Here is a 20,623-nt window from a genome sequence, read left to right as displayed (position 1 = left end):
GGCCGGACAAACTCCCACTCGGCATCCGACAGCTCATGTCGACGTATCACCCGACCATGATCCAACACGCAAGATCATTTGAAGACACCGCCTAGGTCCGGCGCAGCCGGCTGGGCAGTCTGAGGAAATGACATCGATCTGAGACAGCCGCCTGCCGACACGTCGTGAGACTGGAGGGGAACGTCCAGGCCATAGCGCCGGCGCCTGACATCGAAAGTGAGTGAGAACCTACATCAATCGAGGCGTTTGGCCGTCCGGACGGTTCCGCTGGAAGTGTGGTCGGGTAGGCGGATCACAGGAAGGTGGAGGCATCACTCGACGGTGGCGTGCACTCGAAATCGAACACGCGATTGAATCTCGGCCATGGTGCTCAACTCCTACCCCGACAATCTCCTGGAAGCGCAGCAAGCTTGCATCGCACCTACGAGGCGCTCGCCGCCTCGCATCCGCGGCACACCACGGCGCTGCGTCGCGACCTCCTTCGGCTGTCGACCGTGGTGCTCTGGCATCCGTTCTGGTCCGCCTTCCCGGGAAGTTCCCAGCAGCCCGTGTGCAGCTGCGGCGACAGGCCCGGAGCCGACAGGCAAGGCAGGCGGTATGAGGGATCACCTCACCGAGCGGCAACTGGGCATCCTGCGGTGCATCAGCGAGTGGATTGTCGAGTACGGAGAGGCGCCGTCGATCCGCGAGATCGGACGGCAGGTCGGCCTGTCCAGCTCCTCCTCGGGCGCCTACCACCTGGCACGGCTGGAAGCAGCTAGAGCGATCAAGCGGGTGGGCCGTCGCCGGTTCTGCCGTCCGAACTGATACCAGCTTCCGACTCACACGCGGCGTCCTGAGATTGTGCGGCCCACGGACGCCGAGCCCTTAAGAGGTCTCCGCGTACGAAGGCCCACGCAGGGCTGACCGGAAGCGGATCACTGCTCTTGCCGCCTCCACGCCTGCCGAAGCTACGTGCGCGTGGCCACCGCCGCCCGTTCAGGCCAGCGCGTGTGGAGCGAGAATGGCAGCTCAAAGCGCACCGAGGCCCCAGAGAACTTCCGCTCTCTGGGGCCTCGGTGCGCTGCTGTTTACGGCTTCCGGCTGGGGGCTGAGGGTCTCGGTGCTTACCTGCCGTCGGTGGGTGCGGCGTCCTGCGAACGTCGTCGTCGGGCTGCGATGACGACGGCTGCGCCACCGGCGAGCAGAACCCCGGCGGTCCCCAGGAGCCAGGGGGTGGAATCGGCTCCGGTGTGGGCGAGTGATCCAGTTGCCTGTTGCGGGGTGGGGGGTGCAGAGGAGGGCGTCGGCGCCGCCGCGCCGGAAGCGCTCGCCTCGGGACGCGGCGTGGCCTTGTTCTGTTTCCCAGGCGTCCGCTCCGGCGCGGGCTTGGCCGGTGCCGTCGGCGTCGGGGCGGTCTCGGTCGGCGAGGGGGTCGGGTGGCACTTCGGTGTGTCGGCGAGGGTGACCGTTTCCGGCGCCCCGGGCTTGGCGGTGATCTTGGCTGGGGCGCTGTCCAGCTCGTATCCCGAGGGGGCCTTGGATTCGGTGAGCTTGTAGGGGGTACCGGTTCGGGTGGTAACGGGCAGTTGGACCGTGGCGGTGCCGTCCTTGCCCGTGGTCACCGTGCCAGTCTTACCGCTGCTGTCGACCGGAGTGACGTTGACGATGGCTCCGGGAAGAGGTTTGCCGCTGCTCTTGTCGGTCTTCTTCACGGTCAGGTTCGCCGGCTTGAACGGGTCGATGACCGTCAGCGGCACGGCGGTGCCGGGGGTGACGATGACGTCCTGGTCAGCGGCGACGGTGTGCAGCGGGCTGCCGCTGTCGGTCTCCTTGAGCCGGTAGACGCCAGTGGAAAGGTCTTCGAAGGCCAGTCGCCCCTCGGCGTCCGTACGGCCGCTGGCGGCTTCCTTGCCGGCATCGTCGAGCAGGGTGAACGCGGCCCCCGCCATCCGGCGCCCGTCGGGGTCCTTCTTGAAGATCTTCACGCCGCCGGTCTCGGGCAGGTGACGTACGGCGGGTGCGGAGGCGGACGAGGTCGGCTCGGGAGCGTGGGCCGCAGCGGCCGGAGCCCAGGCCAGGGGGCCTGCGACAGCAGCGGCGACGGTGATGGCTGCCGCTGTGGTACGGCGGGGTGAATGGATGTGCAAGAACGGGCTCCTGGGACGGGCGAACCGGCGATGGTGGGCGGGCGGAGTCGCATGGAGGTTTCAGCGAGTGCGGCCGAGCCTGGTACTGGGCGGTGGTTGGGTCACCGGCCGCTGCCGGGTGTGACGGTGCAGTCGGGGCTCAGCGGGAGCGGCCTCCTCTGTGGGTGGTCAGCGGGGCGGGCGTCTGGTGAGCCGTACGGCCCGCCGCACGGCGCGGCGCGGATGTCGTCCACGCACCGGGGAACCAGACGGCGGTGTACTGCTCAATGGCATCGCGCAGGCCGTTGGTGACGGCGCCCTCCCACGGTGGCTGGCCGGGGCGGTGGTATGTGTCGAATGTGCCGTACTGCTTGGTATTCGCGGGCGTGCCGTGGGCTTCGTCGCGGCGGCGAAAGGTGCCGTGGTCCGCGAAGCTGAGGGCCACCGCGTCGATCTCACCCCGGTCTGCGTGGAGAACCGTAAGGCGCAGGCCACCGTAGGTGTTCGCGTAGATGGTGCGGGTGAATTCGATCCGTAGGCGCAGCGGTGTGCCGAGGGTGGGAGTGGCGTAGTAGGTGTTGCCCACGACGGTGCTGTCGGTGAAGGGGAGGGATAGTTCGGCGAAGAACTCGGGGGCGTGCAGAGAGGCCATGGGGGCTTTCCGGTCGAGGACGCGCTGGCGTCATCGGCGTGGACCGGGCAGAGCCGGTCGGCTGGTGGTGCTCCAGCGCGGGACGCTGGGTGCGGGCAGCGCGGCCGGGCGGCGGGAGGCAGCGGCCCGCTGGACATCGAGCGGGGTGGGGGCCGGTGGTTGCGGCGGGAGGATGGGGGTGAGCTGGACCATGCCTTTGATGTAGCTGTAGGTGTCCTGTCGCCACCGGGGCAGCGGGGCCGGGTCGGCAACGCACCGGGTGACGGCGGTGAGCAGGGCGACGGGGGTATCGGTGCTGGCGGTCGCGTACCAGGTGGGCCGGTCGGCGGACTTCCCGGCCCACATCTGCCAGCGGGCGTCGCGCGTGCTCAGTTCGGCTTCCGGATCGAGGTCGCCGGCAGTGAACTCCAATGCGGCACGGCCATCCGGCGCCTGGACCGCGAAGACTCCCCAACGGGGACGGTCTATCTGCCAGCCCTGCTGGAGGAGAGGAACGACGGCGCGAAAGGGCTCGCGGTCGTCCGTCCCGGCAACCGGCCGGGCCAGGTAGGCGTCCGGTCCCTGTGCATACGCCGCAGCGAGAGCGGTGGTGAAGGCTTGGACGAACTCGGTGGGACAGCGGTCGTTGAAGCAGGCGCCCCAGGCAGGCTGGCCGAACGGGTCGTTGTAGGCGTTGATGCGCCAGAGGCCATCGTCTTCGCCTTCGGGGAGATAGCCCAGGCGCACCCGTTGGTCGGGGGCATGGACGTAGACGTTGCCGAGGTCGTCGTACCGAAGGTCCCAGCCGAGGTCGAGGAGCGGGGCAAGGGCTGAGTCGCCGGTCCCCGTGGTGCTGGCGAGATGGCGCGGGGAGACGTAGACGTCCCGGTCCAGGTCGTGGTGGGGGTCGGGCTGGGGGCTCGTCATCGGGCCGCCTGGGTGGTCAGGGTGATCTCTTCGGCGGCCATGTCGAGACGTTCATTGACCTCGGCGGTGTCGCGGCCGGTGACGATGCAGACCCCGGCCCTGGCGGTGAACAGGTCGCCGTCGGGTGGCAGCAGGAGACGGTCACCGACCTGCCGGGGCCACTTCAGCTGCTGCAGCCAGGGGGTGCGGGCGGCGAACAGCTGGTTGATCTTCCGTTCGGTGAGCGTGCCGGAGGCGGCCGGGCAGAGCATGCGGGTACCGGCGGCCCCGCGACGGGTCCGATAGAGGTCCGGACGGTGACCGCAGGCGAGGTCGGCGGCGGCCTTCGGCAGGTCGATGCCGGTGGCGAGGCGGACGAGGTGGCCGATCATGTCGCCGCCGAGCCGTGCGTTGACCTCGATCAGATGGAGCCGGCCGTCGACCAGCCGGATCTCGACATGCTGGACGCCGTCGGTGAGGCCCAAGGCGTTGAAGGCGGCGGAGGCCACCGGGGCGACCAGCTCCAAGAGGGGATCGTCGGCGTCGACGGTGTGCCCCGTCTCGGAGAAGTGCGGGGCCGGGCTCATGCTCTTGCGGGTGACGGCGACGGCGGTGGTCAAACCGCGGTGGGTGACGCACTCGACCGAGACCTCCGGTCCGTCGAGGTACTGCTCGACCAGCACGGCGGTGTCCTCGCGGCTGCGGCTCGCGCCGGCCTCGGCGAAAGCGAAGGCGCCGGGCAGCTCGTCGGGCCGGTCGACACGGATCACGCCGATGCTTCCGGCGAAGGCCGTGGGCTTCAGCACGGCGGGGTAGCCAGTGGTCACCGCCGCCAGCTCGGCCTCCGGCACGGACCGGGCCGTCACCGCGGCGGCCGAGGGTACCCCGTGGCGGGCGAACAGGTCGCGGGCGATTGCCTTGTTGCGGCAGGCCCGCATCACCTCGGCGGAATGCGCGGGCAGGCCGAGAGTCCGGGCGAGGCGAGCGGAGGCAACCAGGTGCCACTCCGACCAGGTAACGACGCCGGCGAGATCGTGCCGTGCCGCCAGGACCCGCCCGGCGGCAAGCAGGGCGGAGCTGTCGTTCAGGTCGGCGACGGCGTGGTCGACGATGTACGGCTTCTCCCACGACGGTTCGGCACCGGTGAGCAGGACCACGTCGTAGGAGGCGGCGACCTGCTCCAGGCAGTAGCCGCGATAGCTCTGGTCACCGGGGTCGACGACGAGCACCTGGGGGCGTGCGGACAAGAAGGGCTTCTCCGAATCGGTGGAGGTCAGGGCAAAGAGACGGCGAACTGCTGTCAGGCGGCGCGGCGGCGGCCCAGCTCGAAGGCGGTGGCCCACTCGGGGTGCGCGGTGATCAGGCGCCTGGCGTGGAGGGCGGTGAAGTTGTTGTTCAGCCCGGCCACGCCGTGCGGGAGGTGTCGGCGCAGGTCTTCGAAGAGGTTCTTCAAGCCGATGCGGGTGGCGCCGGCGGCGAGTCGGCGGGCGGTCATGTGTTCCAGCTCGCGGTACACGTGCGGGTTCTGGGTGTCGAAGGCGAGGAACTGCTCGGTGATGGTGCGATTCCTCGCACGGATCGCTCCGGGGCTGGCAGGGGGCACGGGGTTTTCTCCACAGGCTGGGGGCAACAGCATCGGGTCAGGTGCGCAGGGCGGAGTCGGTACGCAGGCGGGCGAAGGCGAAGAGCAGGCCGATGGCTTGCAGTACGGCGCACCCGGTGAGGAGGTGTGCGAGGGCGTCGGGCGGTGTGAGAGCGGTGAACGCACCGGCGATGGGAAAGGGCAGCAGCAGGATGAGGATGCTCGCCGACAGGGTGCTGCCGAACCGGTCTGCGGGGATCAGGCGGGAGCGCAGCGTGCGCAGGACGACCGTCATGCCGCCGTCGGCGGCCATCAGCGCGGCGACGAGGATCAGGTAGGAGAGGTAGTCGGGGGCCTGAGCGGCGGCCAGACAGGCAAGCGAGGCAACAGCGGCGCAGGCGGCACCGACCGGCCACAGGCCGAGGCGGTCGATCGCGAAGCGGCAAACGGCGACTGTGACCAGTGTGGCCGCTGCAGCGGCGGACCAGATCAGGCCGACGGCGGTAGTGGATTGCCCGTAGTGGTTGACGACGATCACGGGGCCAGCAGCTTGGAAGAGGCCGATGGTGAGGTTGGAAAGTGTCAGGCCGGTAACCAGCCAGCCGAGCGCGGGTAGCGAGCGGATGGTGCGCCAGCCGGTGAGCAGTCCCGCGCCTGTGCTGCTCTTCGAGGCGCGGGCCGGAGCGAGGGGCGACGGCGGTGTGCGCAGTGCGAGGAGCGCGGCAAGCAGCGAGAGCACCATGATCACGGCGAGCATCGAGGACGGACCGACGAGCAGCAGAGCCCCTGCCAGCGCCGGACCGGCCAGGGTCGCACTCTGGTCAATCCCGAGCAGGGCCGCCTGGACTTGGTGGGCCCGTGCCCCTGCCCGGCGGCCGGCGGCGGCGCCAGCGGTCTCGACCGCAACGTAGCTGCATTCGGTGAGCACCCCAGTGAGGGCCGCGAGGGTCATCACCGTCACGCTCGCCACGGCGCCGGACGGCCACAGGAGAAGGACGAGCGCACCGACGGCGACGGCCAGCGCACGGCCGAGGGAGGCCAGGAAGAAGACGACCGCGGCCCCGCGCCGGTCGACTACCGCGCCGGCCCACCCGAAGACGGCCAGCCTCGGTATCCATTCCAGGACGAACGCCAGGCCGGTGAGCGCCGAGGAACGGGTGGTGGCCAGCACCAGGAGCGGAATGCCGTAGGTGGCCATGGCGAATGCGAGGGCATCGGCCGTGCGCGGCAGATAGATGCTGCGCAGCAAGCCTGTGGGGTGGCGGGCGTGCCGGGCAGCGGTGTGTCCGGTCACGCGGCAGGCTCGGGCGCGGCGCGCCGAACGGCCTGCGGGTACGCGTTCAGCCACTGGCGCAGCAGCTCGCGCGGCCCGGTCAGGTCGGCGCCGGCCTGCGCGCTGGGCAGTTGGTCGGCGAACAGGGAGCTGCCGACCGTATCGTGCTGGAGCGTCGTCGCCACGAGGCTGAGGGTGTGCTGGACGCGGCTGGTGAAGTCCGATGCCCCGGTCGGGTAGGCGTGGCGGCGGGCCCAGCGGGCGCACGCGTCGTAGATGTCGGCCAGCTCCGCGCCTGTTGGGGTCAGGCCGAGCCCGGCACCGGGACGGCCGCGGACGAGAGCGAGAGTGCGAGCCATGTCGGTGGCCTGGCGCAGCTGGTGCACCGAGAGGTCGGCGAACGTGCGGGCCGTTCCCCGCGGCGGGATCGGACCGTTGTCGTCGATCTCGGTGACCAGGCGGATCAAAGGAGGCGAGGACAGCGTGGTGACAGCGTCCCGGAGTTCGGCTGTGGTGAAGGAGGATGTCATCGACGCGGGCCTCCCGCCGCGAGTGCGGGCTTCGGGTGGGCCGTCGTGGCGTGCGAAAACAGGTCCCGGTTCTGCCACACGGTGCGCCCCGCTCGCACCGGCGCCGGCGTTACCGTCGGGGCAGGCAGACGTGCTTGGTTGCTGACCCACCCCATCGGTGCGGGTGCGGCATCCGCGCGCCCCCAGACCGGGTGCCGGGCGGCCTGGGCGAGGGGTTGTCCGGCGGACCAGGCGGACAGGGCTGCGAAGACGGGCGCCAGGTTCTTGCCCGCCTCGGACAGACGGTAGGGCTGCCCGGTACCGTCGGTGTCGACCAGGCCGTCGGCCACGAGCTGGCGCAGCGGCGGATAGACGTTGGTCCCGTCGCTGCCCGGCATGACGATGTTGGCCAGGGCCCGGCCGCTGGCTTCTTCGCGGGACTTCAGCACCCACAAGATGGCGGTGGCGTGCCGACGGGTGAGCAGGGTGAGGCTGTCCTCGATCTGCTCGATCGCGGGCAGCGGCCGGTCCGCCTTCTCCAGATGCTCCTCGGCCCAGGTGACGATCAGCGGCAGTACCGGTAGCAGCGCGGCCCCGCGGTCGGTGTGGCCGTAGGTGACGTGCCGCGAGGTGTGCTCGGTGCGCTGGACCAGGCCGGCGTCGCACAGGGCCCGCAGCTTCGGGTGGAGCTGGCCGTTTTGCAGCCAGGGCATCTTGTCCGCTAGCTCGCGGTAGCGCAGCGGCGGGCCGGACAGGGCCAGCATGATCCGTACGTTCCAACGCGGGGTGATCATGGCGAGGGCCTCGGTGACCCGGGCAACGTCGGTGGCGGTGTCGGGAGGCAGACCGGTGGGGGCCATGGGAGGAACACTCCTGGGTGGGTAAGCGGACCGCGGAGGTCAGCGGCTGCGGGCCGGGCTCGCAGCCGGGGCCGGAGCAGCAGGCAAGGCGGGTACGGTCGGCACGGGGGCAGGGGGCGGCTCGGGCGCGGGGACGCGGCCGAGGCTCTGGAGAACGGCGGAGGCTGCCTTGGCCTGGACGTCGCGGACGGCGACCGCTTCGGCGAGCCGGCGGGCGCAGTCGAGAACGTGGGACACCTCGTGCCCGCCGATCAGCCGCTCGGAGCCGACGAGTCGGGCGAGCCGGTCTCGGTGCAAGGTGATGCTCTGCTCGGCGTACGCGAGGTCGTGGTGCATGGCGAGCAGGGCGGAGAGCATGCCGGGCGGCCGGTCCTGCGCGTGTGCTTCGAGGTCGGCCAGCGGAGCGCCGTACAAGTCCTGGATCCGTGCGGCTATCTCGGTGGACGTCAGGTCAGACAAGCGGGGGCTTTCACGCTCGGCGGGTCCGAGCCGCCCCGGCACGCTGCGGTGCCGGGGCGGCCGGAGGCAGGGGGGTGGTGACTGCCGGCTGCGCCGTCGGGGCGGGGCGGGGCTGCTGGCCGGGCGGCGGCATGGTGCGCAACAGGTCGCCCAACGCGGCTCGGTAGCCGTTACGGGCATCGAGCGCGGCCTCCAGCCACTGTGCGTCCGTGCGCAGGTCATCGGCGGACAGGTTGTCCATGTCGCGCCCCGCCGCCATGGCGTCGTGTACACGATCACGCACTCGGTTGACCTGCTCCTCGGCCAGGGCGAGGAACGAGCGCAGCTCCATGGCGCGGGTCAGCGCGGCGGGGGCGTCCGGGCCCGTTGCGGTCGCGTACAGCTCGGTGACCGGAGCGGCGAAGCCCTCCTGCAGCCGGCCGTCCAGGGTGCTGGGCTTGAGCTGGATGCTCACCGGCGGACACCTCGCCCGGCTGCCGCTTCCGGGGCAGTCGCCGCCCGGACGGGGGCGCTGGTCTGCACGGCCGGGCCGCTGCGGGCCCCGCGGTTGAGGCGGGCCAGCCGCTCGGCGGCCAGGTCCTGCTTCCCTGTGGCGGTGGGGTCGAGGAGCCACCGCACGACCATGGCCCGCCCGTCCCGCGCCGCCACGGCCGCATTCACTCGGTGAGCTGTTTCCATGGCCGGGTCGTCGAGTTCGTCCGGCTGTGTTTCGAGTACGGCGACAAGTTCGTCCTCGGCCTTTTCCAGGAGCTGCTGGGATTCGGCGAGCTTGTCGTGCCAGTGCACGATCTCGGTGGCCTCACGGTTGGCCTGCGGAGCTGCCGCGACGGCGCTCCGCAGTTCGGCGAAGCCCATATCGAAGCGGGCCTCGATCTGCTCGGTGATGACGCCCATGACGTCGTCAGCACCATCCAGCACAGCGCATTCCTTTCGTCAGCAAGAGTTCCGTGAGACGGCGCCGGCAGCCACCCGGCAGGCTCTGTCAGTGGAGGCAGGTGTAGACGGTCGGGTAGACGTAGGTGCCGGAAACCCAGCCCGTTACGCCGGTGTTCTTGTCGGTGATGTAGACCCATGAGCCGGTCTTGGTCGTCTTGTGGACGGTGAACTTGTGGCTCGTGTAAAGCGTGCCGAGGGCCGTGGAATTCGTCGTGGCCTTCGAGCGGATGGTGACGGCGCTGGCGTCGTGGATCTTGTACGGGCCGGTCTTGTTGCACGCGCTGGAGGCGGTGACGGTGGCCGGGGCTGCGGCGTTGGCCGTCGCAGCGGTGACAGCAGGCAGCGCGACGGCCGCGGTCACGGCTGCCGCGGCAGCAATGCGGGAAATTCGCAAGGAAGTCTTCCTAACAGGTGAGGTACTGCAGTGGAGTGGTGGCCGGGGTGCGGTCGACTCGGTCAAGGCACGTGGGGACCGCACGGCAGACGTCGGCCCGCATGTGGGCCTCCGTTCCGGTGGACTGGTCGGCCACGCACCGCTGGTTCCCGCCCGCAGTGCGGGTGGTGAAAACGTGGCTGCGGTCTGCGAGGCGTTCAACAGGCAGAGCGCACCGGTATCGCGGCAGGTGACGCAGTTCGGGTTTGGCGCATGCGGAAGAGACCTCCTTGAAAGGCGAATGCGTGGAGAGGTGACCGCGGTTGTCGTCCCTGCGGCTCTAAAAGAGTCCGGAGAATCGCCGGTTTGGCCAACCGGCGATCGTCGGCTATGTTCCGCCGCGCCCGCGGGCGGTGATGCTCAGCGTGACCGGCCCGGCGGGTGCGCAACAGGTGCCTTGGGAGGACTGGCCGGGCGGGTGTATGACGTGGCCGTCCGGACTGGCGGAAGAGGACCGGCCGAGCCCATGAGGCGGTCGTGGCACCACTGCAGAGCTGCTTGGACCGTGGCGAAGCCGCCTTCGCGCAGGGTGTGGGTCCATGCGTCGGGGTCGACCTCCTCGACCACAACGCGGTACGGGGACGTGGGTCGTCCGTCGAGGGCGCGCAGGGCGACCACGGTGACCCAGTCGTTGGGATCGTCGCGGGTGTAGGAGTAGCCCATCGCGAAGTGGTCACCGTCGCCCGCGAGGCGCCGTTCCAGTGTCCGCGTCGTCTCATCCGCCGGCTGGTGGCCCAGCTCGGGGTCAAGCCCGATGGCGTCGGAAGGGCAACCGCGGTGGACCAGCCAGGACTGAGCCATCGCGGGCAGCGGCAGCTCAGCGTGCTCGAAGCCAAATGACCGCTGGTCGTGGTCCCGTTTCAGGTGGAGGGCGACGTACGGGGGGGTGCCCGGATGGTCGAAGGTGGCGGAACGGTCGAACAGGACGTAGAAGCTGTGCTCGCCGTCGGCGGTGTGGTGCTCGGCCAACGGGACGAACACGTCCGCTTGCATCTCAATGTGAAACCAGAACGCGTGGGCGATCTGCTCATCGGCGTCGTAGCCGTCCAGCCGGAGGTCGAGTTCTGGCGGGCGCCCGTCGGGCACGGGCGCCGAGTCGGTGGGGACCAACAGGGCCTTTCGGTAGAGGTCAGCGACGGTGTGCTGGGGTGGTCGGCCAGGCCCCGGGCCGGGCGGCCGTCTTCGGCACCGGGGGTGTGGCCGGTCGGCGCGCTGTGGTCAGCGCGGTGCGTCCGGCCTCGGTCAGCGCGACCGGTTGGCCGGCGTGGACGGGGTGGCTGGTGTCCCGGGAGACCAGGCCGGCGTCTTCCAGGCGCTGCAGCTCGGGGTAGGGGATACGGCTGCCGCAGGCTGCCGTCACCGACATCCGGCCGGTCAGGAGATGCTCGTAGAGCTTGGCGCCGCCGCAGATGATGAGCAGTGCCGCCTGATCAGCAGCCGACAGCTGCCGTCCCCCGGCCGCCGGTCGCGTGGCGGCAGCGGCCTCAATCGGTTCGAGGGCCGCCGTCACCCGTCGGGCGGCGGCCTCGCGTGCCTTGGCGGCCTGCTGCAGCTGGCCCACGGCGCGGTCTATGCGCTCGAACAGAGCACCGTCGACCGGGAACTCCCCGCTGGACAGACGGTGCAGCAGAGTCCGGTAGAAAGTCACCCCGGTTTCAGCCTCGGTCAGTTCGCGATGCCGGTCGACCAGCCGGGCATGGGCCTCATCCAGGAGGCCGCGGTCCCGGTGGGCCCACAGGGTGTCGACGTCGTGGCCGGTGCCGGCCTTGATGCGGTGGTCAAGCGCGGACAGCGCACGCCGGGCTGCTGCTGGCGCGGGATCACGGGGCATAGACAAAGGCTCCAGGAGCTTACCGGGTGAAGTGGTGTGAGGGGTTGTGCGCGGGTCGCGGCAGGCCCGGCATGGCGGAAGGCAGCGGCCTGGGGGCCCGATCGCGGGTCGCAAGCTGCGGGGAGCGGGAGCGGGCCGCGTGGGTACGGGCGCTCAGCGGTCGGCGTGTCATCCCCAGGCGGCGGCCGACCTCGTCGTAGACGTCGTTGCCGGCCCGCGGCCGGACCGCCACGACATGGATCTCCCGCTGGTGCGCAGCCCCCTCGGGCGCTGCACGCACGCCGTAGACGACGCGCCAGTCTTTGCGGGAATCCACGAACAGCTTGCGGTAGCCCTCCAAGTCGCCGGTGAGCCGCAGCCCGAAGCGCTCGGCGTTCACCACTTCCTGCAGGTAGGCGAGGGTGAGGTCGCGGACGTCGCCGGGGGCCTGGAGGAGATCAGTCAGCGCGCGGGGGTCGAAACTCAGGCCGAAGGCCGCCCGCTGCTGTCCCCCGTTCACGCCGCCTGCTCGTACGACTCACCGCTCTCGGACGGTTTCGCATCGGCCGCCGTCGCCTTCTCCGTGCGGGCGGAGGGCGGCGGGCCGGGCAGGAGCCGGTGGGCGGGCCGCTCCGGGGAGGTCATGCAGGCCGACAGCGGTCCCCCGGGTGCGCGGATCGCCGCGATGGCGTGCGTCAAAAAGTCCCGGTGCCACACGAACAGGCCGGACAGGCCCGCCTCGGGGTCCTTGTGCTGCTGGTAGGCCAGCCACAGAGCGTGCAGCCACGCCACGACGTCGTCGTGCTCCTGCCACTGCAGGCACCAGGGGGCGGCCGTGGTGACCTCCGCCCCGTAGACGGGCAGAAGGAAGTCGTCGACCCAGTCCGACAGCGCGTCGAGTTCGTCCTCGCGTTCCTCGCCGTCCAGTTCCAGGATCGGGCGCGGCTCCGGCGGCGCAGCCACAGGCGGTCCGCCGAATCCCGGCGTGCCGAAGGCCGCGAACGGTGATCCGCCGGGGGCGGGTGCGGAGGCCAGCTGGTCAAGCTGCTGCGCCTGCTGCGCCGACTGATCCATCAGCCGCCGGACGCTCGCCTCAATCCCCTCCAGCTCGGGACCTGGAATCCTGACCGGCTCCAACTCCCCACCGCCAGTGGGCTCTACGGGTTCGGACATAAAAGGAGGGCCTCCTAGAAGGCGGGGAAAGGGGAAACGAAAACGACGAGCAGGCCGTCCGTCGGACCACGGACCTTGCGTGGCGGGGTGCCTCCCTGGGGCCGGGAATCAGTGTCGCTTCCGGCTGCCAGAGAATGCAGTTGGAGAATCAAGCGGTGAGGGACACGTCATCCTGAGTCAGCGATTCGCGGATCGTCTCCGTGAGCCGGTCGGCCGCGATGGACGCATAGTGCTCGGTCTTCTCCACGCCGATGAAGTCCCTGCCTTCGAGCAGGGCTGCGACACCGGTGGAGCCCGAACCGGCGCAGAAGTCGAGCACCGTGCCGCCTTCGGGGCTGATCTTGACCAGCTCGCGCATCACCTCGACGGGCTTTTGCGTGATGTGCTGGCGAACCTTGCCGCTGGGCTGCGACGCCGTGTAGAAGCCCGGCAGGTAGACCGGATTGCGTGCCGCATCGATCGGGCCCTTGCTGGCCCAGACGATGAATTCGCACGACTGCTTGAACCTGCCCTTCTGCGGGCGGACCTGCGGCTTGTTCCACGCCAGCACCCCTCGCCACAGCCATCCGGCCGCCTGGATCGCGTCCGTCGTGACCGGAAGCTGACGCCAGTCGGTGAACAGCAGCGCGGTACCCCCGGTGCGGGTGAGCCGATGGGCCTGGGTCATGATCTGCGTCAACCAGAACCCGTAGCTGCGCTGGTCCATGTTCTCGCCGGTGAAGTCGCCAAGGGTGTGCGTGGCGTCGGCGGAGGTGTACTTCTGCTTCGCCGAGCGGCTGGTGCGTTCCTTCGCGGTCCGTCCGCCCGAGTTGTACGGCGGATCGGTGATCACGGAGTCGACGCAGCCGTCCGGGAGGCCAGCGAGGATGTCGAGGGCATCGCCCTGGTGAAGGGAAAAAGGCAAAGAGGAACCCCGATTCGGGTGTGGAAGCACAAAGGGAACTGACCGTCTCGCGCGTGAATCCCCGCGGGCCGGAAAAGGGGCATGCAGAAGCCCGGGCCGCAGACCGAGGGGCGAGGGGAGTTCCAAAACTGTAGGGGCGAGTTCGCCGACGACCAAGAAGTCGGCGCCGAAGGACCGGATTCCGGCACCTCGTCGCCGACTTTTTGGCCAACCGCCGATCCGGCCCTACTGTTTTGGAACCGCCCGGCACACACCGCCGCTGGCTACCCCACCCGGCCTCGCGCAGAGCCCCCTGCCCTGTCGGCACATCTGGCGGCCCGCGCCCAGCGAGCACCTCGCCCGCAGCGGCCACCCCTCAGATCGCCCGCCCCGGCTGCCGTCCCCCTCCGCCACCTGGTTGCGCGTACGGCACGCCGGACATCACACTCCAAGGACACCTGCATGACCACGCGTTACCCACCCCTGCCCGAAAACCGTGACCGGCGGGCGGGTCTTTCGGGTTGAAGGCGCTCGCCGCCGGCATCGGCGTCGCCGTCCTGTCCCCGCTCCTCCTCGGCGGCGCAGCCATGATGATGGCCGGCTCCAGTGAAGCCGCCACCGGCACCAGCGCCACCAGCCCGTGCTATCCCGGCCTGGACACCGGCAAGGTCACCGAGCAGGTGACCAAGATCCTGGACGGCGCGAATGCCTCCAATATCCGGATCAAGGGCCTGGACCTGCCCGGTGAACAGGTCCCGAACGCCCAGACCATCGTCGCCACCGGCATCAGCCTCAAGGTGCCCCGGCGCGGGCAGATCGTCGCGCTGGCCACCGCGATGCAGGAGAGCCGGCTGCGCAACCTCAGCAGCGGCGACCGCGACTCCCTGGGGCTGTTCCAGCAGCGGCCCAGCCAGAACTGGGGCACCGCCCAGCAGATCCGCGACCCCGTGTACGCGAGCGAACGGTTCTACAAAGCGTTGCTCAAGGTCAAAGGCTGGCAGCAGATGACCATTACGCAGGCCGCGCAGGCAGTGCAGAAGTCCGGCCTCCCGGACGCCTACGCCCAGTGGGAGCAGCTGAGCACCGCCCTGCAAAAGGCCATCGCGGCGACCTTCCCCGGCGGCGACCAGGACGGCGCCGCCTCTGGCGCCAAGCCGCCGCCCACCGCGTCCGACTGCGGCACCACGAGCGACGGCTCGTCCTTCGGGAACATTCCCGAGGGCAAAATCCCCAAGGGCTACCGGATTCCGAAGGACACCGATCCGCGGGCCCGCAAAGCGATCATGTGGGCGATGCAGCAGCTCGGGACGATGTACCAGTGGGGCGGCCAGTGCACCGCCCCCCGGGGCGCGGATCCGATGGGGCGCTGCGACTGCAGCTCGTTGATGCAGCAGGCGTACCAGCACGTCGGCGTCGCCCTCGACCGGGTGACCCAGGACCAGGTCCGCAACGGCAAAGCCGTCTCCTCGAAGACGCTCAAGCCGGGTGACCTGGTGTTCAGTCGCGGAAGCGCCGCCGCCCCCGAGCACGTCGCGATGTACCTCGGCGACGGCTTGGTCATCGAAGCCCCGCGCACCGGCAAGCCGGTCCGAATCGTGCCGATCAAGAGCATGGCCGTCCTGGCCGCCCGCCGCGTCGTCTGACCCAGGCCCCTCCTGTAGGTTCCGAATAGAGGTGTCGTTGTCCAAGCCATCTGTCGGCAACTTGTCGGTTTGAAACCGCTGTTAGCGGCTCCTACCTCCAGCGGGCGGCCTTAGGTTTGCCTGGATGTCCCGCCTCTTCGGCAGGCTACCCCTGGCCGGAAGCCGACACACCGGTATCCGTGCCGCGTCCACTCTTCCGTACCAGCGCTGACAAGTGGTCGGACGGTTCGCCGGTCCAGCTCTCCCGTTCAGCGGCTGACGCGTAGGAAGCGGCAGATCAGACGGACAGATCCGCCGACAAGTCTGCTGGACGCTCCGGCAAAGTCGCTGGTCAACGCGATCCCGGGCGACAAGCCAAATCGGAACCTACACCTCCCTTGCGTTCCGGCCCACATTGCCGTTGCCCAGGTAACCGGCGGTTTTGAGCCGCTGTCCGAAGGTTGCTGTTTTCTGCGGACGCCAGTTCCCCTGGCGCCCGTCAACCTGCTTCTTCGGCAGGTTGCCCATGGCAGCACGTCGCGTCCCCGGCTCTCCGCCGGTTGCCGCTCTCTTACGCGCTCCCGCCCCGGCAAGCCCGGCCGGAACCCGCACCTTCCTCGCGCCCCTTGCGCGCCCCTTCCCCTTCTTCTCACCTTCCTGTCCGCCGGGCCCTGGTGCCCTGCGCACACAAGGAGCCCGCCATCCCCGTGTCACCACTCGCCGACCGCGTCGTCCAGCTCGCCTACGACCCGGGCATCTCCCCCAAGGGCGGCGGCCTGCCCGGCCTGGCCGTCCTGAAGAACGTCGTCAACTCCATCAATTTGTTCGGCATCATCGCCGTCGTCGGAGCACTCGCCGTCAGTCTTGCGGTCTGGGCCTGGGGCCACCACACCGGCGGTCACCAGGCCGAGGCCAACGGCAAGAAGGGCGCCACCGTCGCCGCCGGCGCCGCCGTCGGACTCGGCGCCGCCAACGGCCTCGTGGCCTTCTTCTCGACCCTGGGCTCACAGGTCCACTGATGCAAAATCGATTCTTCCGCTATGGCGGCGGCTGGTCGGCCAACCGCCGCATCGCCCTGGTGGCGATCGGGCTGGTGTGCCTGCTGGCCATCGCTGCCGCGACCGCCTTGTTCACCGGCCGGGGCGAGGAGCACAGCGCCCCCTCCAGCGACCCGTCACCGGCTCAGAGTTCCGTGCCGCCCGCGCAGGACCCGGACACCGGGGCCGGCCCGGTGGCCCGCCCGCCACAGATCTCCGATCCGGTCCAGTTCGCCAAGGCCGCCGCCCAGATGCTCTGGACCTACGACACCCGCACCACCAGCCATGACCAGCAGTCCGCCGGCATGCAGGCGTGGATGACCAAGGAAGGCCAGTACAACGACTGGGCCTCGGTCTCCGCGCAGATGCCCGACCCGCTCCTGTGGTCGCGGATGGCTGATCAAAAGCAGCGCGCCGGCGCCACCGTCGCCGAGGCCCACTACCCGGCCGCCTTCAAGCAGGCCCTGGCGGAGAACCCCTCGGAGATCGCCAAGGCGTACATCTACGCCGTCACCGTCACCGGCAAGCAGACCATCACCTGGGCCAAGGGCGGCGGCGGAGCCGAAGACCGCTCCATCACCCTCGCCGTCCAGTGCCGCCCGTCCCACGACTGCTCGCTCGTCGCCATCGCCCCGCGCGTCGCGCCCTGACCGAATGGAGTCCCCATGGGGTTTTGTGACCTCCCCCTCGCGGACAAGGTCTGCGCCGTCGGTGAGGCCGTGGACTTCGCCTCCGACCCGGGCAAAGCCGTCGGCGACTGGCTCGCCAAATCCGCGGGCGAACTCGCTGCTGCCGCAGCCGATCTGGCGGCCAAGGCTGTCGACAGCACCACCCGCGTCGATCTGAACGCAGGCTGGTTCCGTGACAACTACGAGACGATCCTGCCGATCGGCCTCGTGCTGCTGGTCGCCACGTTCTGCGCCCAGCTCATCCGCGCAGCAGTCCGGCGCGACGGACAGGCCCTGACCCAGGCGCTCACCGGCACCATATCCGGCGTCATCTTCGCCTTCGCCGCCATCGCCCTGACCACCGTCGCCATCGAAGTGGTCGATGCCCTGTCCGCCGGGCTGCTCAAAGCCGCGAACCTGAACATCGAGTCCGCGGTGCGCCGCATCGTCAAGGTCGGCCAGCTCACCTCCCTGTCGGGCCTCGGGTGGCTCGTGATGGTCTTCGCCGGACTCGGCGTGGCCATCGGCGCCATCCTCTACTGGTGCGTCATGATGGTCAGAAAGGTGGGCATCCTGGTCATGGTCACCCTGGCCGTCTTCGCCGGGGCCGGCGGCGGCTGGGAAGCCGCCCGCCGCTGGCGCAAGGGCTGGATCGAAGCCACCGCCACCCTGGTCGCCAGCAAGCTGCTGATGACGATCATCTTCGTGCTCGGCATCTCCGCGATGGGCAAGACCGAGGCCAAGGACGGCCTGGCCGCCCTCGCGGACGTCCTCGCCGGCATCGTGATCATGGCTTTGATTCTGCTGTGCCCGTATATGACCTTCAAGTTCGTCCACTGGGCGGCCGAGGGCAGCGACGGGGAGACGCTGCATCGCGCCGGCGGTGCCGGTGCCCAGCTCGCCAAGCAGCACACCGAACGCGCCGGGAAGAAGGCCGCCTCGGCCGCGGCGACCGCCGGAACCGGCGGCGCCGCAGCCGGAGCCGGAGCGGGAGCCGCCCCGCAGGGGCCGGACGCAGGCTTCCCCGGCGACGTCGCTCCCGCCTCCTCCGGCGGGGACCGAAGCAGTTCGCAGAATGCCGGTTCCGGCGTCTCGCCCGGCGGTGATGCTGCCAAGACGGGCCTGGAGAAGGCCGTCCAGCCGCCGCCGACCAGCGTCAGGGACGACACCAGCAGCCAGACGGGCGGCAGTCCGGGGCCGGGCGGCTCCGGGCCGGGCGCTGCACAAGGCCAGGCCGGTGGGTGGCAGTCCAGCCCGCCGACCACGTCCCCGCCGCCGCAGGGCGCCCCGCCGTCCACCGGCCTTAAGGACTCCGGCACCACCGGACCGGCCGCACCGCCGCCTCCCCCGACCGGCCTGTGACCACCTGCCCGATCCCCGGGGGCGGGAGGCACCTGCCTTCCGCCCCCGGCCCCGCGCCTTGAGGAACCCGCCCTCTTGTCCGATCCAGCCATCGCCCCTGTCACGGTGAAGTTCCCGCACCGGAGCCGTCGCGGCATCCTCCTGGGCCTCACCCTTCCCCAACTCGTCCTTGTCTCTTCGGCCCTGGCACTGTTGCTGGTGACGGTCGTCTCCACCGGGCTGCTCGGCGTCCTGGCCCTGGCCCCGCTGTGGGCGGTGGTCGCCGCCCTGGTCGCGGTCCGCCGGCATGGCCGGTCCCTGATCGACTGGGCTCCGGTCGTCGCCCGCTACGCGCACCGCCGCCGCACCGGGCAGACCCTGTGGCTCGCCCGGCCCGTCACTCGCCCGCGGCAGGACGGTGTCCTGCATCTGCCCGGCACCGCCGCCTCCCTCAAGGTCGTCACCCCCGGCGACTCCGCCACGGACGCCGCGGCCGTCCACGACCCGCACCAGCAGACGCTCACCGCCATCGCCCGCGTCTCCTCCCGGGCCTTCGTCCTGCTCGACCCGGCCACGCAGAACCACAACGTCAACGGCTGGGGCCGGGCGCTCGCCGGTCTCGCCCGCACCGGGCAGGTGGCCACCGTGCAGGTCCTGGAGCGCACCGTGCCCGACTCCGGCGACACCCTCGCCCGGCACTGGTCCCAGCACGGCCGGCCGGACACCCCGGTCGCCGGGCAGGTCTACTCCGAACTGGTCGCCGCCGCCGGGCCCGCCGCAGCCCCCCACGAGACGTACCTCGCGATCTCCCTCGACCTGAAGGCCGCCCGGCGCCTGATCAGCCAGGCCGGCGGCGGCCTGACCGGCGCCTTCACCGTCATGCAGCAGACCACCGCGAGCGTCGCCCAGGCCGCCCGCAACGCCGGACTGACGGTCACCGGGTGGCTCAGCGCCCGGGAGACCGCCGCCGTCATCCGTACCGCCTACGACCCCGAAGCCCTCTCCGCTTTGCAGCAGTGGTCCGAGACCGGGCGGGCGGAGGCCGACCCGGCCGCCGCCGGGCCCGTCGTCCAGGTCGAGGAGTACGACCGCCTCGCCACGGACAGCGCGCAGCACGCGACCTACTGGGTGGAGAACTGGCCGCGGACCGAGATGGGTGCCGGGTTCCTGCACGGCCTGATGTTCACCGCCGGGGTCCGCCGCAGCCTCTCCCTCATCTACGTACCCCAGGCATTGGAGTCCGCACTGCGCGACGTCCAGCGCAAGAAAGCCCAGATCATCGCGGACGCCAGCGAGCGCACCCGGCGCGGCCAGGTCGACAACGAAGCGGACTCCGTCGAGTACGCCGACGTCAAACAGCGCGAGCGCCAGCTCATCGCCGGGCACGCCGACGTCGCCCTGACCGGCCTGGTCACCGTCACCGCCGAAACCGACGCCCTCCTCGACGCCGCCTGCGCGCAGATCGAGACCGCCGCCGTCACCGCCGGCGTCGACCTGCGCCGCCTGAACTACCAGCAGCCCGACGCCTTCGCCGTCGCCGCGCTGCCCCTTGCCCGAACCACCCTGTAACCCGGAGGCCGCCCTGCCCCCCTCCCCGCACCTGACCGACGACCTCCATAAGCTGCTCGCCGACCTCAAAGAGCTGCAGCTGCGCCACCAGCAGCGCCTGGACGCCTACCGCGACGCGGAAGGCGAGGTCATCGAGGCCCAGCGCGCGGCGTACGAAGAGGAACGCGAAAGCACGGCCATCGAAGCCAGCGACCGGCTCGATACCGTCATCCACCGGCTGGAACAGCTGGCCGCCGCCCCGGGCCGCCTGCCCGCTCCGCCAGTCGCTCCCGCACCGCGCCGCTCCCGCTGACACGGCGTCCCCGTGCCGTCAGCACACCGGCCGTCACCGCCTGCCCCACGGCAGCAAGGACCCTCTTGACCTCCTCGCACACCACCAGCGACGCACACCCCTACCTCCGTGCCGCTACCGCCGGCATCCGCCACCACGCCCACACCCTGGACCGGGCCGTGCCCCCGCAGCCGGTGGACCGCGTCCACCTCGACGCGCTCCACGCCCACCTCACCGCGCTCCACCGGCTCCTCGACCAGCTCGCCGAGGCGGCCCGCCCTGAGCATCCCGGCGCCGGACGGCACCTGGCCACTGCGCACACCCGGCTGTGGCAGGCGTCCGCCGAGGCCCACTCGGCCTTCCACCTGCTGCCGTCCGCAGCCGCCGCCTCCACCGAGTGCCGCCCCGAGCACCTCCCGGAAGGACCGCCGGTCCTCACGATCTGCCAGCGTCACCTCGCCGCCGGGCACAGCGTCCGCCGCAAGACCACGCCCACCGACCTCAACCGTGCGCCGCACACCGCCGCATGCGTGCGCTGAGCATCACGAAACG

Annotated in this window: 25 protein-coding genes; 8 read left to right on the top strand and 17 right to left on the bottom strand. The window is 70.6% G+C overall.

All coding sequences use genetic code 11. The features are described 5' to 3' along the window. The first annotated feature begins 597 nt into the window (after positions 1–597). On the top strand, positions 598–807 hold the full coding sequence (locus AB0A97_RS35655; protein ID WP_361158208.1) for a hypothetical protein: 210 nt from the start codon (positions 598–600) through the stop codon (positions 805–807). A 299-nt stretch (positions 808–1,106) separates the two neighbouring features. On the opposite strand, the gene AB0A97_RS35650 is transcribed toward AB0A97_RS35655, so the two are convergent. The 17 genes from AB0A97_RS35650 to AB0A97_RS35570 all read right to left on the bottom strand — a co-directional run bounded on the left by AB0A97_RS35650 (position 1,107) and on the right by AB0A97_RS35570 (position 13,584). Continuing rightward, a complete protein-coding gene (locus AB0A97_RS35650; RefSeq protein WP_361158206.1) occupies positions 1,107–2,129 on the bottom strand; it encodes a SpaA isopeptide-forming pilin-related protein in 1,023 nt (340 codons plus the stop codon). Positions 2,130–2,268: 139 nt separating this feature from the next. Further along, positions 2,269–2,760, bottom strand: a complete 492-nt coding sequence (locus AB0A97_RS35645; protein WP_361158204.1) for a hypothetical protein — start codon at positions 2,758–2,760, stop codon at positions 2,269–2,271. 30 nt (positions 2,761–2,790) lie between these two features. Continuing rightward, positions 2,791–3,666, bottom strand: coding sequence for a DUF317 domain-containing protein (locus AB0A97_RS35640; protein WP_361158201.1), 876 nt, complete (start codon positions 3,664–3,666; stop codon positions 2,791–2,793). Then, positions 3,663–4,892 carry an ATP-grasp domain-containing protein gene (locus tag AB0A97_RS35635; RefSeq protein WP_361158199.1) on the bottom strand — a complete coding sequence of 410 codons (1,230 nt, stop codon included), beginning with the start codon at positions 4,890–4,892 and terminating at the stop codon, positions 3,663–3,665. Before AB0A97_RS35635 ends, AB0A97_RS35640 begins: the two co-directional genes overlap by 4 nt. A gap of 53 nt (positions 4,893–4,945) precedes the next feature. Then, positions 4,946–5,281, bottom strand: a complete 336-nt coding sequence (locus tag AB0A97_RS35630) for a hypothetical protein (protein ID WP_361158196.1) — start codon at positions 5,279–5,281, stop codon at positions 4,946–4,948. Positions 5,282–5,285: 4 nt separating this feature from the next. Continuing rightward, positions 5,286–6,521, bottom strand: a complete 1,236-nt coding sequence (locus AB0A97_RS35625) for an MFS transporter (protein ID WP_361158193.1) — start codon at positions 6,519–6,521, stop codon at positions 5,286–5,288. Further along, complete coding sequence (locus AB0A97_RS35620) at positions 6,518–7,030, bottom strand: hypothetical protein (RefSeq protein ID WP_361158190.1); 513 nt, start codon at positions 7,028–7,030, stop codon at positions 6,518–6,520. The genes AB0A97_RS35625 and AB0A97_RS35620 overlap by 4 nt, the downstream gene beginning before the upstream one ends. Then, the gene (locus tag AB0A97_RS35615; protein WP_361158187.1) at positions 7,027–7,869 is read right to left on the bottom strand and encodes a winged helix-turn-helix transcriptional regulator; all 843 of its coding nucleotides are present in this window, start codon (positions 7,867–7,869) and stop codon (positions 7,027–7,029) included. Before AB0A97_RS35615 ends, AB0A97_RS35620 begins: the two co-directional genes overlap by 4 nt. A 39-nt stretch (positions 7,870–7,908) precedes the next feature. Further along, on the bottom strand, positions 7,909–8,328 hold the full coding sequence (locus AB0A97_RS35610; RefSeq protein WP_361158184.1) for a hypothetical protein: 420 nt from the start codon (positions 8,326–8,328) through the stop codon (positions 7,909–7,911). Positions 8,329–8,338: 10 nt separating this feature from the next. Next, positions 8,339–8,782 (bottom strand): hypothetical protein, encoded by a 444-nt coding sequence (locus tag AB0A97_RS35605; protein WP_359293214.1) that lies wholly within the window; start codon positions 8,780–8,782, stop codon positions 8,339–8,341. Continuing rightward, on the bottom strand, positions 8,779–9,246 hold the full coding sequence (locus tag AB0A97_RS35600; protein ID WP_361158180.1) for a hypothetical protein: 468 nt from the start codon (positions 9,244–9,246) through the stop codon (positions 8,779–8,781). The genes AB0A97_RS35605 and AB0A97_RS35600 overlap by 4 nt, the downstream gene beginning before the upstream one ends. A gap of 64 nt (positions 9,247–9,310) precedes the next feature. Then, a complete protein-coding gene (locus AB0A97_RS35595) occupies positions 9,311–9,658 on the bottom strand; it encodes an SH3 domain-containing protein (RefSeq protein WP_361158177.1) in 348 nt (115 codons plus the stop codon). A gap of 399 nt (positions 9,659–10,057) precedes the next feature. After that, entirely contained in the window at positions 10,058–10,783 is a 726-nt protein-coding gene (locus tag AB0A97_RS35590) for a hypothetical protein (RefSeq protein WP_361158174.1), read from the bottom strand. A 43-nt stretch (positions 10,784–10,826) separates the two neighbouring features. Continuing rightward, positions 10,827–11,528 carry a hypothetical protein gene (locus AB0A97_RS35585; protein ID WP_361158171.1) on the bottom strand — a complete coding sequence of 234 codons (702 nt, stop codon included), beginning with the start codon at positions 11,526–11,528 and terminating at the stop codon, positions 10,827–10,829. 19 nt (positions 11,529–11,547) lie between these two features. Further along, complete coding sequence (locus AB0A97_RS35580; RefSeq protein WP_361158169.1) at positions 11,548–12,027, bottom strand: hypothetical protein; 480 nt, start codon at positions 12,025–12,027, stop codon at positions 11,548–11,550. After that, complete coding sequence (locus AB0A97_RS35575; RefSeq protein WP_361158228.1) at positions 12,024–12,581, bottom strand: DUF4913 domain-containing protein; 558 nt, start codon at positions 12,579–12,581, stop codon at positions 12,024–12,026. Before AB0A97_RS35575 ends, AB0A97_RS35580 begins: the two co-directional genes overlap by 4 nt. 247 nt (positions 12,582–12,828) lie before the next feature. After that, complete coding sequence (locus AB0A97_RS35570; protein WP_361158225.1) at positions 12,829–13,584, bottom strand: site-specific DNA-methyltransferase; 756 nt, start codon at positions 13,582–13,584, stop codon at positions 12,829–12,831. Between the two features lie 500 nt (positions 13,585–14,084). On the opposite strand from AB0A97_RS35570, the gene AB0A97_RS35565 reads away from it, so the two are divergent. The 7 genes from AB0A97_RS35565 to AB0A97_RS35535 all read left to right on the top strand — a co-directional run bounded on the left by AB0A97_RS35565 (position 14,085) and on the right by AB0A97_RS35535 (position 20,610). Continuing rightward, positions 14,085–15,206 carry a C40 family peptidase gene (locus tag AB0A97_RS35565; RefSeq protein WP_361158165.1) on the top strand — a complete coding sequence of 374 codons (1,122 nt, stop codon included), beginning with the start codon at positions 14,085–14,087 and terminating at the stop codon, positions 15,204–15,206. Between the two features lie 680 nt (positions 15,207–15,886). Then, a complete protein-coding gene (locus AB0A97_RS35560) occupies positions 15,887–16,204 on the top strand; it encodes a DUF6112 family protein (protein ID WP_359293383.1) in 318 nt (105 codons plus the stop codon). Further along, entirely contained in the window at positions 16,204–16,872 is a 669-nt protein-coding gene (locus AB0A97_RS35555) for a hypothetical protein (RefSeq protein ID WP_361158163.1), read from the top strand. Before AB0A97_RS35560 ends, AB0A97_RS35555 begins: the two co-directional genes overlap by 1 nt. 15 nt (positions 16,873–16,887) lie before the next feature. After that, positions 16,888–18,252, top strand: a complete 1,365-nt coding sequence (locus tag AB0A97_RS35550; protein WP_361158160.1) for an ATP-binding protein — start codon at positions 16,888–16,890, stop codon at positions 18,250–18,252. Positions 18,253–18,327: 75 nt separating this feature from the next. Beyond that, on the top strand, positions 18,328–19,800 hold the full coding sequence (locus tag AB0A97_RS35545) for an SCO6880 family protein (protein WP_361158157.1): 1,473 nt from the start codon (positions 18,328–18,330) through the stop codon (positions 19,798–19,800). Continuing rightward, positions 19,781–20,092 (top strand): hypothetical protein, encoded by a 312-nt coding sequence (locus AB0A97_RS35540; RefSeq protein ID WP_361158154.1) that lies wholly within the window; start codon positions 19,781–19,783, stop codon positions 20,090–20,092. Before AB0A97_RS35545 ends, AB0A97_RS35540 begins: the two co-directional genes overlap by 20 nt. Positions 20,093–20,157: 65 nt before the next feature. After that, positions 20,158–20,610, top strand: coding sequence for a DUF6238 family protein (locus tag AB0A97_RS35535; RefSeq protein WP_361158152.1), 453 nt, complete (start codon positions 20,158–20,160; stop codon positions 20,608–20,610). Positions 20,611–20,623 lie beyond the last annotated feature (13 nt).

Source organism: Streptomyces sp. NPDC045470, assembly GCF_040646595.1.
Lineage (GTDB): Bacteria > Actinomycetota > Actinomycetes > Streptomycetales > Streptomycetaceae > Streptomyces.
This window is presented reverse-complemented; position numbering and strand designations above follow the sequence as displayed.

Coding starts and splice junctions, on each gene's coding strand:
- AB0A97_RS35615 (WP_361158187.1), bottom strand. CDS start 7,869: ATGGCCCCCACCGGTCTGCCTCCCGACACCGCCACCGACGTTGCCCGG.
- AB0A97_RS35550 (WP_361158160.1), top strand. CDS start 16,888: ATGGGGTTTTGTGACCTCCCCCTCGCGGACAAGGTCTGCGCCGTCGGT.
- AB0A97_RS35555 (WP_361158163.1), top strand. CDS start 16,204: ATGCAAAATCGATTCTTCCGCTATGGCGGCGGCTGGTCGGCCAACCGC.
- AB0A97_RS35575 (WP_361158228.1), bottom strand. CDS start 12,581: ATGGATCAGTCGGCGCAGCAGGCGCAGCAGCTTGACCAGCTGGCCTCC.
- AB0A97_RS35620 (WP_361158190.1), bottom strand. CDS start 7,030: ATGACATCCTCCTTCACCACAGCCGAACTCCGGGACGCTGTCACCACG.
- AB0A97_RS35645 (WP_361158204.1), bottom strand. CDS start 2,760: ATGGCCTCTCTGCACGCCCCCGAGTTCTTCGCCGAACTATCCCTCCCC.
- AB0A97_RS35640 (WP_361158201.1), bottom strand. CDS start 3,666: ATGACGAGCCCCCAGCCCGACCCCCACCACGACCTGGACCGGGACGTC.
- AB0A97_RS35655 (WP_361158208.1), top strand. CDS start 598: ATGAGGGATCACCTCACCGAGCGGCAACTGGGCATCCTGCGGTGCATC.
- AB0A97_RS35630 (WP_361158196.1), bottom strand. CDS start 5,281: ATGCTGTTGCCCCCAGCCTGTGGAGAAAACCCCGTGCCCCCTGCCAGC.
- AB0A97_RS35585 (WP_361158171.1), bottom strand. CDS start 11,528: ATGCCCCGTGATCCCGCGCCAGCAGCAGCCCGGCGTGCGCTGTCCGCG.